Source organism: Plantactinospora sonchi (assembly GCF_036422035.1).
GTDB lineage: Bacteria > Actinomycetota > Actinomycetes > Mycobacteriales > Micromonosporaceae > Plantactinospora > Plantactinospora sonchi.
On the sequence record NZ_JAZGQK010000003.1, the window covers coordinates 541,904 to 555,645 of the forward strand.

The window sequence follows — 13,742 nt, forward strand, 5'->3', positions numbered from 1 at the left end:
CGACAATGCGGACACCCTAGGTCCGATTCGGGGATCTGTACTGCGGGAGGTGGGCGTACCCCTCAACCTCAAAGGCATGTCTCGGGACGGCTATCTGATCTGGTATCACAGAACTACGTCGCAGGTACACCCGCCCCCCGACACAGGGTGGCGCTTCCTCCCACCGACCGATCTGGCGCACCAATGGGTGCTCGGCCGCGATGGACGGGCCGGCACTCAGCGGACTATGCGGGACGCCGTCGCGCTGAGGATGGGGCTGGACAGTTAACGGGTGGACTCATGCGACGGGGCTGGACGCAATGACTCGACCAAGATCAGGCTCTTAATCCGCGGGTTCGGGGTTCGAGTCCCTGGCGGCGCACCACTGAGATAGGCCCTGACCTGGGTTAACTTCCTGGGTCCGGGCCTTTTTCATGTTCGGTGCCGTGGTCGGGTACGCGACGAGTGCCCGGGACCGGGTGGACCGCTGCACGGCCGGAGGGACAGGTGCGGTGCCGGTGGACGCCGCCGCTCCCGGCCCCGCTGGTCTGCTGATCTAGGGTCCTGCCAGTCCAGCGGGCCTTGGCAGGTCAGAGGAGAGGCCGGGATACCCTGCCTGCGGTGCCTCGACCGCGTGACCGGAGGAGTCGATGCTGGGATGACGGCAGGGCGACCGATGCCCACACAGGACGACGTGCTCGGCTACTTCGACACGTTGTCCAACTGGGGACGGTGGGGCGAGGACGACGAGCTCGGCACGCTGAACCACATCACCGACGACGTCCGGCTGGCGGCGGCCCGGGCCGTACGCCACGGCAGGAGCGTGTCGTGTGCTTGGGAGGTTGCCGTACCGGAAGACATGGAGCGGTCGACGACGACGTGCCCGTACGCCGTCGACATGCCCGGTGCCGAGAACATGCCGCCCGCCTTCCACGCCGACCGGCGCTGGGGTTTTTCGTCCGAGCGGCTCGGCATCACGTTCCACGGCAACACCCTCACCCACGTCGACTCGCCGTCCCACATCTTCTGGGACGGCACGATGTACAACGGGCGGTCGCACTCGTTGGTCGACGCCGCGACGGGCTCGGCGTGGGCGGCCGTCACGGCGGCGGCGAACGGGATCATCACGCGCGGTGTCCTGCTGGACATCGCGAGCGTCCGCGATGTGCCGTGGTTGGAACCGGGGCAGGCGGTGTTTCCCGACGATCTCGAGGAGGCCGAGCGTCGCCAGGGTGTGCGGGTGCGATCCGGCGATGCGGTACTCCTGCGTACCGGCTACGGCCGTACCCGGCACGAGGCCGGTGCGGCCGGCGGTTTCATGCAGGCCGGCTGGCACGCGTCCTGCCTGCCGTGGCTGCATGAACGGGGGGTCGCGCTGATCGGCGCTGACACCCCCCAGGACGTTCAGCCGTCGGGGTACGAAGACCTGTTGATGCCGGTGCACGCCGTGAGCCTCGTCGCGATGGGTCTGTGGCTGCTCGACAACTGCGACCTGGAGGCGTGCGCCACGACGGCCGCCGAACTCGGCCAGTGGGACTTCCACCTCGCGGTCGCGCCGGTCCGCTTCGCCGGTACGTCCGGCAGCCCGGTCAACCCGATCGCCACATTCTGACGTAGGACACACGCCCGACGGTGTCGGCACCCTTCACCGTCCGGGAGTCGGTCAGCCCTACACGGGCCTGGCACGAGGACGGTGGCGGTGGCTGAGACAGAGCTCGACAGGGCTGTTGCGCGAATCCAAGGCAGCGGTGGCTACCGTAACGTGGTCTGGGGATACCGCTGCCTGGCCGTCGGGCTGGTCTTCGGCCTGTTGGTCCCTGTGTCGGGGCTCGTCCGCTCCCTGCCGTTGACGATTGCGTTGTTCGCTGTCGCGGCCGTGGCGATCGCTGTCGGTGTGGCGCTCTGCTGGACCGGGATGTTCAGGATGTGGCGGAACCAGTTGATGCCACGTGGCGGAACCCATCGACATCGCGCTCTGATGCGAGGGCTGTGGCGGGACGTGATCAAGCCAGTCCGGCGTATTGGCGTGGGCGGTACGCGACGGCAGCGGTGACCGTGGTGCGCGTGGGAAACGCGGTCAGCTTGTCGTTGACGTGCGGCAGCAGCGGCCACGGTCGGCTTCGCGCGGACGCTGGGTGGCACCCTCCGCCTCCACCAGCACGTGCCGACAACGCCTGGCGCCTGCGCTAGCCCGCGGCATTCGCGTAGTTCGCCATGAGTTGGCTTTCTGCGCCAGGCGGTTGCCCACTCGCGACACAGTCGCCGGAGCCGCGGCCGTCGGCTGCCTGTTGGGTGATAGCAACTACGGGAAGGCGCCGAGCGGCCGCTGCCGCCCTCCACTCCGAGGATGGGGGCGTGGCGGCCACGGGGTGCGCGGCTCCCTCACGACTAGGAAGAGATCATGCGGTGTCAACCTTCGGAGGCCGCCAAGCGCAATCGCCACGGTCGGAGCGTGCTCTCGATGATTCAGCGTGGCCGTGCGTGAGCCGGTGTCCCGGTTCTTCGCCTCAGGCAGGTCCGTGCGGCTCCGGTCGGGGCATGTCACGGACGGCCTGGGGCTGGGGCGGTCGATCCTCGGGACCCTGCTCCAGCTTCCGGTGAGGCGCCGCATCGGCAGTGCATCTCCACCCTGCTCGCCCTGGTCATCGTCGGCCGCACGGACGGATGTCCTGCAATCAGTCACGGGTCAGCCCCTCTGGATGGTGTGATGCGATTCCGAAATGTCAGCCTGCGCGGCAAAGTCAGGGTGCTGATGGCGTCCCTGGTCGCACTGTGGCTGTTCGGCGCGTGGGTGACGGTGGCCAGCGCTGCCAACCTGTTCTTCGTCAACACGCTCAACACAACGGTGTTCGTGCCAAGTGAGCCCTTGCTGCTGGCACTGCAGGCGGAACGGCGACAGACGGCGGTCTACCTCGGCGCTCCCAGCGATGCTCGGCGTACGGTGCTGGAGGAGCATCGGGCGGAGACTCGGCTGCGGGCGTCCGCGTTCACTGCCTCGGCGGACGGGTGGCTGGCGCAGCTCTCGGCCGACAGCAGGAACGAGGAAGCCATCACGTTCCTCGGTGCCAAACTCGGAGAGCTGGACGCGACGCGGGCAGCCGTCGATGCGGGCAGGATCGATCGTGCCACCGCGTCGGCGACGTTCACGGCCGTGATCGACGCGATCTTCGGGGTGTACTACACGACGGCATCGGTCGACGACCTGGACATCGCGTTTCGCGCGGTCGACCTGATCGCGCTGAACCGATCGTGGGAGCTGATGTCCCGCGAGGATGCTCTCCTCGCCGGCGCGATCGCCGCCAACCAACTGACCGCCGCCGAGCAGGCGGAGTTCACCCAGCTCGTCGCCGCACGACGGTGGCAGGCGAGCGAGGCGACGAGCAGGCTGCCCGCGGACGACCAGGCCCGCTACGAGCAGATGACAGCCGGGGATGCGCTGCGCCGCCTCGGCGCGGTGGAGGCCCAGGTGTCCGGCGCGAAGCCGGGAGCGGCACCACCGGTGACGGCGGAGCAGTGGCAGAGCGTGACGCAGCCGGCCATGGACGAGTTGCACGACGTGGTGCTTGCCGGGGGCGTCGCGGTTGTCGAGGATGCGACCCCGATCGCTGTCGGGATCGCCCTCCGGGTGCTGTTCGCCACCGGCTTCGGCCTGTTCGTGGTCATCGTCTCCCTGCTGTGGTCGCGTACCCTGGTCCGGCAGCTCGAACAGCTGCGGCGGTCCGCCCAGCGACTCGCCGAAGAGCGCCTGCCCGGCGTCGTTGCCCGGGTCAGCCGGGGGGAGAGCGTCGACGTTGCCGGGGAGGCTCCACGGCTGACGTTCACGGAGCCCGAGATCGGGCAGGTCGGCCACGCGTTCAACGCCGTCCACGAGACCGCCCTGAGAACCGCGGCGGAGCAGGCTGAGCTGCGGCGGAACATGCGGGAGATGTTCCTGACCGTCGCGCAGCGGACGCAGGCGCTGCTGCACCGACTGACCAGCCTGCTGACGGAGATGCAGCACAGCGAGGAGGATCCCAAGCGGCTGGCGGGGCTCTACAAGGCGGACCACCATGCGATTCGGATCCGCCGGTACACCGAGAACCTGGCCGTGCTCGCGGGCGCGAGGTCGGGGCGGGCGTGGACCAAGCCGCAGCCGATGATCGATGTCGCCCGCGCCGCGCAGCAGGAGGTTGACGACTACGAGCGGGTCGAGGTGCGGCCCTTCGGCCGGGTCAGCCTGGTCGGCCGGGCGGTCAGCAGCGTCGTCCACCTGCTGGCGGAGCTGATCGAGAACGCGCTGCGGAGCTCACCACCGACCTCGAAGGTTGACATCAAGGGCGGCATGGTCGCCAACGGGTACGCGATCGAGATCGAGGACCGGGGCCTCGGGATGGACGAGGAGTCGCTGACCGCGGCGAACGAACTGGTCGCGGGTAGGCGCGAGTTCCAGCCAGGCAAGAACGTCCGACTCGGCCTCTACGTGGTCGGCTGGCTGGCCCGTCAGTACCAGATCCGCGTGGTGCTGAAGGAATCGGCGTACGGCGGTGTCACGGCGGTCGTGTTGATTCCGCCGGCGCTGGTGGTCGAACCGGCCGAGCCTGGCCGGACCGATTCCGTGTCGCAGCCGGATCGGTCACCGGCCACCCGGGCGAAAGCCGCGGTGACCAGTTCGGCGTTGACCGCGACCGCCGCCAGGGCGCCGCTGGCCGTGCCCGCCCAGAGCGGGCGGTCCGCGGGCGAGACCAGCGAGCTGACCCCGGCCGGGCTCCCGGTCCGGCGCCGTCAGGCCAGCCTGCCCGAGCAGCTACGCGGTACGGAATCACCAGCGGAGGAAACCGAAGTGGTGGCCCCCGTCGACCCGGAACGCACCCGGCAACGGTTCTCCCGCTACCAGGAGCTTTCGCGCCAAGGTCGCGACGATGCGGCCGAACTTTAGCAAGCCTGGACGTCCACGACCGAGACCGAAACCGAGTGAGGAAACCGAACATGCAGACGGCTCCGCGACCTGACCTGGACTTCCTGTTGGACGACCTGGTCAGGACCGTCACCCCGGTGCAGCAGGCCGTTGTCCTGTCCGACGACGGCTTGCTGATCGCTTCGGCGGCAATGAGTCGGGACGACGGGGAGCACCTGGCGGCGCTGGCGTCCGGTATCCAGAGCCTGGCCAAGGGCGTCGGAAAGCGGTTCAACGGTGGGCCGCCACAACAGACCGTCATCGACATGCCGAATGCCAGCCTGCTCGTCACCACTGCCGGACCCGGTGCCTGCCTGGCGGTGCTGACCGCCGAGAATCCCGACATCGGGCTGGTCGCCTACGAGATGGCGATGCTCGTGAAACGAGCTGCCAAACACCTGGCCGCAAGGCCACGCTGACCCGGGGGCATCATGACCGACGACGGCGAGGAAGAAGAGGCCTGGGCAAGCGGGCCGCTGGTGGTGGACGAGCCGCTGGTGAGACCGTTTGCGGTGACCGGGGGCCGGACCGTCAGCGACAGGCCGATCGACATGCTGGCCTTCGTGATCGCCACCGGCGCCGTCCCGCCACCCGGCGTCGGCCTCGGGCCGGAACATCTCGCCATTGTGGACCTCTGTCAGCGTCGTCTCCTGTCGGTGGCCGAGGTCTCCGCCTATCTCAAGCTGCCGCTCGGCACCGTCCGTGTGTTGCTCAGCGACCTGCTGGACCGGGATTTTGTCGAAATCCAGGAGCCCCGGTCGTCGACGCACGACTTCACCGACGAGACGCTCCAAGCGGTCATCAATGGCATACGAGCGCTCTGACGGGCGGCCGGGCTGTCCCCAGCTCGTGACGGGGCTCGCGGCGGACAGGACGGCGTGGGTCGGCGCGGTCGACGGGACGCCTCCGCTGTGGACGGATCGGGTCCGCGGCTGGCGGGGCGCTCCCGCGGGTGACCTCAGGTAAAGGGAGATCGATGTCCGAGCACCACAACCGTCACATGTCCGGCCAGGTCGTCGTGATCACCGGCGCCAGCTCCGGGATCGGCGCCGCCGCGGCGCGTCTACTCGCCGCGCAGGGAGCCCACATCGTCCCCGTCGGCCGCTCGCCGGAGCGGACTGCCCAACTCGCCGCCGCAGTCAACGCGGAACCGGTGTTTGCCGACTTCGCTGACCTTGCCCAGGTCCGCCGTGCCGCGCGGGTCATCCTCGATCGCTGCCCGCGAATCGACGTCCTGGTCAACAACGCCGGTGCGGTGCTGCCCACCCGGCAACTCACCGTTGACGGCAACGAGATGACCCTGCAGATCAACCATCTCGCGCCGCACCTGCTGACCACGCTGCTGCTGCCCCGACTGCTGTCCAGTGGCACTCCGTCGAGGCCAGCCCGGATCGTCTCCACCTCGTCGAGCGGCAGCCGCTGGATGATGGCCGATCCTGAGGACCTGCAATGGGAACGGCGACGCTACGGCCGTGGCCTCCAGGCGTACTCCACGGCCAAACTCATCACCCGGATCATCACAGCCGAGCTCGCCCGCCGCGTCCACGGGGAGAACATCCACGTCTCCGCTGTGCACCCGGGCGTCGTCAGGACCAGATTCGGCGCCGAGCATCCGACCTGGTCCGGCCTCGTACGACCGATCAGCGGCTTCTTCCTGACTCCGGAGCAGGGCGCGGATCCGCTGGTCCGGCTCGCTGCCGCCCCTCGCGGCACCAGTGGCACCTACTTCCACCGTCGCCGGGAGGGCAGGCCCCACCGGCAGGTCGGCGACACCCGCCTCGCGGATCGGCTGTGGCGGATCTCCGAAACGCTGCTGGGCGCTCGGTCGGGGTCGGAGTGAAGCTGTCCTGAGGGGCAGCGCCGGTGCGTACGGCGTCAGTGGGCCGGTGCCCGCGGGCCGGCGCGTCGGGCCCTGCCGGCCGCTCGACGGGTGACGTTCGGCGACCGGGCGACGGTACGCATCGATCACGGTGCCTGCGGGTGCCCTCGGCGCGGCCAGGATGACCGTCAGCGGGTGCGGTAGTCGTGGGGCGACATGTCGTACCTGGCGCGGAAAGCCCGGCTGAAGTGGGCCTTGTTAGGAAATCCCCATCGTGCCGCGATGGCGTAGATCGGCCGGTCTCGGAGGAGCGGGTCGGTCAGGTCCCGGGCGCACCGGTCGAGACGCTTGATCCGGATCAGTTCGGCGACGGTGGTGGCCTCGGACCGGAAGATCCGTTGCAGTGTCCGCAGTGAGATGTGGTGGGCGTCGGCAACGGCAGTGGGACCGAGATCCGGGTCGTGCAGATTGCGCTCGATGAACGCGAGGATCTGCATGCGCAGCGTGTGGGAGCGGACGTCCGCCGGGAGGGTGTCCGCGGCGTCGAGCCGTTGGGCGATGGTCGCGGCCACGAGATCGCGTGCCACCAGACCCAGCCGTGGCGCGTCCCCTTCGCCGTACTGCTCGGGATGGTTGACCACCTGTTGCAGGAACTGACTCACCAACGCCCCGGTGCCCCTGGTCGCGGGGATGGACGTGCCGAGCAACTTGCTGATGTCGTTCCGACTGATCGGAATCATCGGGTGGGGGACGAGAATGGTCAACGTCGTCAGGATCGTCTCCCGGGGCGATTCCGCCTGGTGCCAGGAGGAGTGCGGCCGAGACGTGTCGACAAAGGCGAAACTGCCGGGTACGAAATCCGACTGGCGCTCCTGGTCCAGGGCTCCGTGTCCGGCGAGTGGCAGCGCCAGCTGGTACATCTCGCGGTCCCCGCGGCGGATGAACCGCTCCGTGCGATGCATTTCCAGGGAGGGATACCGCCAGGACGACAGGACGATGTCACCGAGTTCGATCACCATGGCCCGTGCCCGGAAGTCCTGCGCATGTACGCTGCGGATCCGTGCCGGCACTGACTCACGGGCGACCAGGTCGTGCCAGAAACCGAACCGGTCGCTCCGGGGCAGGGCCGCGGTGTCAACTGCGTCGACGGCAAGCAATGGCTTCCTTCCCCGCGCCCGCGTCTACTGGCTCGCTGAAGCTTACCGATGCGTTGTCGGCCGCTCCCGCTGGCGCCGAGGTGTGTACGGCTGATCTTGCATTGGCCAGGCTGAGTTGATGTTAGCGTTGTCGGCGGCCGCGAGGCGGCCCGAGTCGGTGGCCGTTACCCCCACGTCAGGTGATCTTTCGAGTGGCTTGCCGGGGAGTTCCTGTGGGTGGTGCACACGTCGTCGGGTGTGCCTCCCGAATCGTCCGGGTGCCCGGGCCAAACCAGGCGTGGCGGTTGTCGACGCGGGCCGCCGACCGGGTACCCGAAGCTCTGCTGAGGTCGACCGACGGTGGTGACCCGTACCCCTATTGTGGTCCTCAGTGGTAGGTCGAACCAGCGGAGGACGGATGCAGCCAGCCACGCCCGGCACCCGACCACCTGAGCACGAGACGAACCCGCGGGGCTGGGGATGGGTCGTCGTCCCCGTCGTCGGCGCCGTCATCACCTGCGTGGGCACCGTGATAGCCGCGGGCGTCTCGGCATATGTCAGCACGGCGGACAGTCCCCGGCCGGCCGCGTCCTCGCCGCCCGAGAGCACTGCCACCAGCGCGCCTCCGACGGCCGATCCGTCGCCCGCGCGGCGGCCGGTCTGGCAACGGGTCGACGACGTCGAGATCTACCCGACCGACACCAACCTCGAATTCTGGGCGGGCGACGTCCTCGACGAGCCCGAGGCCGTGGAAGCCGCGGGCGGCGGCTCCGACCTCGCTCTCACCGCATCGTCGGAGCAGTTCATATTCGACCCGGCGGCCGGCAGTGCCCTCGCCCCCGGTCGGGAATGGTTCACCCCTGACGACTGCGCCGACGCGATCGACAGGACCTCGACCCGAGGTCTTGTCGCCGTCGTCGGCAGCCGCTACTGCGTACGGTCCGACGCCGGCTACTCCTACCTGCTCACCGTGCTGGGCGGGTCCAGCGACAGCACGGGCCTGCACGTCGAGATCCTGGTCGCGGTCAGCGACTGACCCTCGTCCGCCACCCTCCCGTCCGACGCGGCGCCGGCCCCCGGGTCCGGGACCGCCACCGGCCGGGCCGGCCCGCAGACCCGGACGCAGGGCGGTCACTCACCGCGCGCAGATCACGAGTGAACCCCGACGTCCCAGCGCCCACACGGCGAGCGCGCAGCAGCAGAGCGCCGATCCCGCCATCGTGACCGCTGTCCAGCCACCCACGGACCAGAGCGCCGTCGCGGCGGCGGAACCGGCCGCGCCGCCGACGAAGTTGCCGGTGCCCAGCGCCGTGTTGAGTCGGCTGCGGGCCTCGGGCGAGACGGCGAACAGCCGGGCCCGGTTGAGCAGGGCCTGCGCCTGCAACGTTACATCGATCACGACGATCACGATGACGACGAGCACGACGGACCGGCCGGCGAACGCCGCGCCGACGAAGGCGCCGAGGGCCAGTAGCCATGCCGCGCCGGTGGCCGGAAGCGACCAACCTCGGTCGTGCAGTCGACCGGCATGCTGGGAGGCGACAACGCTGGCGAGCCCGGCCAACCCGAACAACCCGATCACCGGTACCGGGTACTCGAACGGCGGGCCGCTGAGCAGGAAGGTCAGCGCCGTCCAGAGCAACGAGAAGACGGCGAACCCGGTGGCGGCGAGGACCAGCGTCCATCGGGCTGCCCGCTCGCGGACGACCGCCGCGCCGACCGAGACGATGAGCGCCGGGTACGGCATGCGGGTCCGTGGGGCCAGCGGTGGGATCGCGCGGTAGAGCAGGACCGCGAGCAGAACGGCGACGACCGCGGCGAGGGCGAAGATCGTCCGCCACCCGGCGGCGCCGGCGACGAACCCGCTGACCGTGCGGGAGGCGAGGATGCCGGTGAGGGTCCCGGACCCGACGGCGCCGACGACCCGACCACGGTGGGCGTCGCTGGCGAGGTCCCCGGCCAGCGGTGTGAGGACCTGCCCGGAGATCGTCGTCACGCCGAGTATCCCGAGTGCGAGGAGCAGGACGCCGATCGATGGTGCCAGTGCGCACAGCAGCAGCGCGGCGGCCGAGGCCAGCAGCATCACCGGGACGAACCGGCGGCGGTCGAGGACGTCGCCGAGCGGCACGAGCAGCAGCACACCGACGGCGTACCCGAGTTGGCCCGCGGTGACGAGCCAGCCGGCGGTCGTGGTCGAGGCATGGAGATCGCCCGCGATGAAACCGACCAGTGGCTGCGCCCAGTACAGGTTGCCGATGGCCGCTCCCGCCGCCAGGGCGAACAGGAAGGTCAGCCGGGAGTTCATCGCCGCCGCCGGTGCCGTGCCGGGTGCTGCCACGCCGCCACGCTAGGACGCGGGCGGCCGCGGTGCCGGGGACGACGCGGGGACGTGCGGGTCCCGTAGTGGGCGGCCCGGGTCGACCTCGGTGCTCACCAGTACCGTCTGCGCCGGGTCGACGGCGGAGAAGAGCGTTCCCTCGTGCTGGACGGCGGCCGCGCCCCAGGCCACCGCGGTACGTAGCGCGGCCATGCCCGCCCCGCCGCCGTACAGGAAGCCGGCCAGCGCGGCGTCACCGGCGCCGACGGCGCTGACCACCCGGGCCACCCGCGTCTCGGCGTGCCGTACCCCGCCGGCCTCGACCAGCAGCGCGCCGTCGGCGCCGAGGCTGGCCAGCACCGCGTCGGCGCCGAGCCGGCGTACCTGACGCGCCGCGTCGATCACGTCGCCGAACGTCCGCAGTGGTCGGCCGACCAGGTGGGCCAGTTCGGCGGTGTTCGGTTTGACCAGGTCGGGTCGGCCGGCGAGGCTGGCCCGCAGCGGCTCGCCGGAGGTGTCGACCGCGACCCGGACACCACGGGACCGGGCCGCCTCGGCCAGTCCGGCGTACAGATCCGGCGGTACGCCGTCGGGCAGACTGCCGCAACAGGCCAGCCAGCTCACGCCGGCCAGGTCGTCCAGGACGGCGCACACCAGCGCCTCGGTCTCCCCGGCGTCCAGCTCGGGACCGGGCTCGTTCACCTTGGTGACGGTGCCGTCCGGCTCGACCAGGCTGATGTTGCTGCGGATCCCGCCCCGTACCGGCACCTCCCGGACGGGCAGTCCGGCCAGCCGGAGCATCTGGGAGAGCTGGGCGCCGACCGGACCGCCCACCGGCAGGACGGCGGTGGCCGACCGGCCGTGGGACCGCAGGGCAAGCGCGACGTTGACCCCCTTGCCGCTGGGTTCGCTCCGGCCGCGACGGCTGCGGATCACCGCGCCCCGGGGGAGTGCGTCGACAGGAACCGTCCGGTCGACGCTCGGGTTGGGGGTCAGGGTGAGGATCACACGTACTCCGCCCGCAGGATGTGCTGTCGACGCGCGTCCGCGTACGGTGCCCGGCTGTTTGTCGTACCCGTCGGGTTGTTCACCGGACCCTCGTCCCGGTCGCGGCCCCGGCACCCGGCCGGGAGTGGAGCCCGGCCGTGCTGCCGGCGGCGTCCGGGAAGTCGTCCACGCTGTCGTAGACCCCGGCCGCGAGCCCGGCCAGCAGCGCGGCGCCGCGCGCCCCGGCCTCGACGACCGGAGACCGGCGTACCCGGCCGAGCCGGCGATCCTTGACCGCCATCAGCGCCGTGCTCCGCGACCAGCCGCCGACGGCGACGAGGTCACGGTGCTCTCCGCTGTACGCGCTCATCGCGTCGTGGATCACGCCGATCTCGTCGGTGACCGTCTCCAGTGCCGCCCGCCAGATCTCCGCCGGCTCGGCGGGTTCCCCCGCCGGTACCACCACCGACCGCCCCTCGTCGGTGATCCGCACCTCGACCCGGCCTGGCTCGACCCGCTCGGCGAGGACGTCGATCCGGGCCAGGTCGGCAGCGCCCAGGCCGAGCCCGGCGAGCACCCGTTGCAGCACCAGTCCTCCGGTGGTGGCGCCGAGCAGGCACCAGCGACCGGCCAGGGCGTGCCACCCGACGGTGACCCCGGCGGCGACCAGCCTGGCGACGGTCTCCGGGGCGAGGCCGGGCGGGACCGACCGGACCAGTGCCTCCGCCGTACCGCAGGAGTCCAGTTCGTCGCCGGGGCGTACCGCGCCGGCGCCGATCGCGGCGACCTGGTGGTCGTGGCCGCAGACGGTGAGGGTGGCTCCGGTGAGCCGGTCGAGCCCGGTCCCCGGATCGACGGTGCCGAGTGCGGTCCCGGCGGTCACCACCTCGGGCATCAGCGAGGCGCGGGCCTCCGACCAGGCCAGCGCCTCGGGCCACCAGTCCCGGCCGTCGAGCCGCAGCCAGCCGGTCCGGGAGGCGAGGGACTGTTCGGTGGCCTCGGCGCCACCGAGTCGGCGGACCACCCACTCGGCGATGTTGAGCCGGCGTACCGCGGCCCGGGTCTCCGGATGGTGGGTGAGCAGCCAGCGGTGCTTGGTGAGCGCCCACTGGTGCCGCAGCGGCAGCCCGGTGGTGCGGGCGAACGTCTCCGGGCCGATCCGGGCGTGCAGGTCGGCCAGTTCCGTCTCGTCCCGGGTGTCGTGCCAGGCGACGACCGGGCCGACCGGGTCGCCGGTGCGGTCCAGCAGGACTCCGGACTCGCCCATGCTCGCCACGCCGAGTCCGACCACCGGGCCGGGCGGGGCGGCGGCCAGCGCACCGGCCAGGGCTTCCACGGCGGAGTCGAGCAGGGCGGTCGCGTCGAGTTCGGCTCCCGTCCGGGTGGTTGTCCAGGGCGTGGTCGCCGAGGCCTGGGACAGCGGCTCACCCCTGTCGGTGAAGACGACGGCCTTGCTGGCCGTGGTGCCGACGTCGAGGCCGACGAGCAGTGAAGCTCCCATCCGGGCACCTCCGTGTGGTGCGGTGCCATCCGCTTGGCCGATGGTGCGGATACTTGCTTTTTCCTGGGATCCCGTCAAGCGTTCGTCCACACCGGTCACCCGACGACGCGACCGACCGGACAGTCCGCGAAATGGAGCAGCATGCCTCTCGCCGCCACCGGCCAACTGGTCGACCGGGTACGTGCCGCGAACACGGCGGTCGCCGCCTTCAACGTGATCACCCTGGAGCACGCCGAGGGGATCGTCGCCGGAGCCGAGCGGGCCGGCCGGGCGGTGATCCTGCAGATCAGCGAGAACGCCGTCCGCTTCCACCACGGCCGACTCGCCCCGATCGCGGCCGCCGTCACCGCGTTGGCCGAACTCGCCGCCGTGCCGGTGGCCGTACACCTCGACCATGTGGAGAGCCGGGACCTGCTGCACGCCGCGGCGGGCACCGGGATCAGCTCGGTGATGTTCGACGGGTCGAGACTCGACTACGCCGACAACGTCGACGCCACGGCGGAGGCGGTCGGCTGGGCGCACGCGCGCGGGCTGTGGCTGGAGGCGGAGCTGGGTGAGGTCGGGGGCAAGGACGGCGCGCACGCACCCGGGGTCCGTACCGATCCGGCCGAGGCGGCCGAGTTCGTCGCCGTGACCGGCGTCGACGCGTTGGCGGTGGCGGTGGGCAGCTCGCATGCGATGACCGACCGGACCGCCGCGCTCGACTTCGCGCTCATCGGTCGGCTCCGGGAGACGTTGCCGGTGCCGCTGGTGTTGCACGGTTCCTCCGGCGTCCCCGACGACGACCTGGTCCGGGCGGTGCGGGCCGGGATCGTGAAGATCAACGTCGGCACCATCCTGAACGTCGCCTTCACCGACGCGGTCCGGGCCGAACTGGCGGCCGCGTCGGTCGTCGATCCGCGGCGGTACCTGGCCCCGGCGCGGGACGCGATCGCCCGGACCGTCACCCACCTGGTCACCACGATCTCCTGAGCGACGGGTCAGGAGGGCGGGGACCCGGCCACGGCAGACGGGCGCCGGCCCCGGCCCCGGGCCCGCCCCCGGGCGCCCCGCGCCGGGGGGGGGGGTGG

At 71.0% G+C, this 13,742-nt stretch carries 11 protein-coding genes; 7 read left to right on the forward strand and 4 right to left on the reverse strand.

Features of this window, described 5'->3' with window-relative positions; translation table 11 throughout:
• Positions 1 to 655 precede the first annotated feature (655 nt).
• The 5 genes from V1633_RS05825 to V1633_RS05845 all read left to right on the forward strand — a co-directional run bounded on the left by V1633_RS05825 (position 656) and on the right by V1633_RS05845 (position 6,752).
• On the forward strand, positions 656 to 1,591 hold the full coding sequence (locus tag V1633_RS05825; RefSeq protein WP_331213113.1) for a cyclase family protein: 936 nt from the start codon (positions 656 to 658) through the stop codon (positions 1,589 to 1,591).
• Between the two features lie 1,095 nt (positions 1,592 to 2,686).
• A complete protein-coding gene (locus V1633_RS05830) occupies positions 2,687 to 4,894 on the forward strand; it encodes a sensor histidine kinase (RefSeq protein ID WP_331213114.1) in 2,208 nt (735 codons plus the stop codon).
• 50 nt (positions 4,895 to 4,944) lie between these two features.
• Positions 4,945 to 5,331 (forward strand): roadblock/LC7 domain-containing protein, encoded by a 387-nt coding sequence (locus tag V1633_RS05835; RefSeq protein ID WP_331213115.1) that lies wholly within the window; start codon positions 4,945 to 4,947, stop codon positions 5,329 to 5,331.
• A gap of 12 nt (positions 5,332 to 5,343) precedes the next feature.
• Positions 5,344 to 5,736: a DUF742 domain-containing protein gene (locus tag V1633_RS05840; RefSeq protein WP_331213116.1), complete on the forward strand. Its 393-nt coding sequence runs from the start codon at positions 5,344 to 5,346 to the stop codon at positions 5,734 to 5,736.
• 152 nt (positions 5,737 to 5,888) lie between these two features.
• Positions 5,889 to 6,752, forward strand: coding sequence for an SDR family NAD(P)-dependent oxidoreductase (locus V1633_RS05845; protein WP_331213117.1), 864 nt, complete (start codon positions 5,889 to 5,891; stop codon positions 6,750 to 6,752).
• A gap of 167 nt (positions 6,753 to 6,919) precedes the next feature.
• On the opposite strand, the gene V1633_RS05850 is transcribed toward V1633_RS05845, so the two are convergent.
• Entirely contained in the window at positions 6,920 to 7,888 is a 969-nt protein-coding gene (locus tag V1633_RS05850) for an AraC-like ligand-binding domain-containing protein (protein ID WP_331213118.1), read from the reverse strand.
• A gap of 397 nt (positions 7,889 to 8,285) precedes the next feature.
• Here V1633_RS05850 and V1633_RS05855 point away from each other — a divergent pair, with 397 nt between their 5' ends.
• Positions 8,286 to 8,903 (forward strand): hypothetical protein, encoded by a 618-nt coding sequence (locus V1633_RS05855; protein ID WP_331213119.1) that lies wholly within the window; start codon positions 8,286 to 8,288, stop codon positions 8,901 to 8,903.
• A 99-nt stretch (positions 8,904 to 9,002) separates the two neighbouring features.
• Here the strand turns inward: V1633_RS05855 and V1633_RS05860 are convergent, their stop codons facing one another.
• From V1633_RS05860 to V1633_RS05870, 3 genes are all read right to left on the reverse strand, one after another.
• Positions 9,003 to 10,205, reverse strand: coding sequence for an MFS transporter (locus tag V1633_RS05860; protein ID WP_331213120.1), 1,203 nt, complete (start codon positions 10,203 to 10,205; stop codon positions 9,003 to 9,005).
• A gap of 9 nt (positions 10,206 to 10,214) precedes the next feature.
• The gene (pfkB, locus tag V1633_RS05865) at positions 10,215 to 11,192 is read right to left on the reverse strand and encodes a 1-phosphofructokinase (protein WP_331213121.1); all 978 of its coding nucleotides are present in this window, start codon (positions 11,190 to 11,192) and stop codon (positions 10,215 to 10,217) included.
• Between the two features lie 79 nt (positions 11,193 to 11,271).
• A complete protein-coding gene (locus V1633_RS05870; RefSeq protein WP_331213122.1) occupies positions 11,272 to 12,672 on the reverse strand; it encodes an FGGY-family carbohydrate kinase in 1,401 nt (466 codons plus the stop codon).
• Between the two features lie 141 nt (positions 12,673 to 12,813).
• On the opposite strand from V1633_RS05870, the gene V1633_RS05875 reads away from it, so the two are divergent.
• On the forward strand, positions 12,814 to 13,644 hold the full coding sequence (locus tag V1633_RS05875) for a class II fructose-bisphosphate aldolase (RefSeq protein ID WP_331213123.1): 831 nt from the start codon (positions 12,814 to 12,816) through the stop codon (positions 13,642 to 13,644).
• Positions 13,645 to 13,742 lie beyond the last annotated feature (98 nt).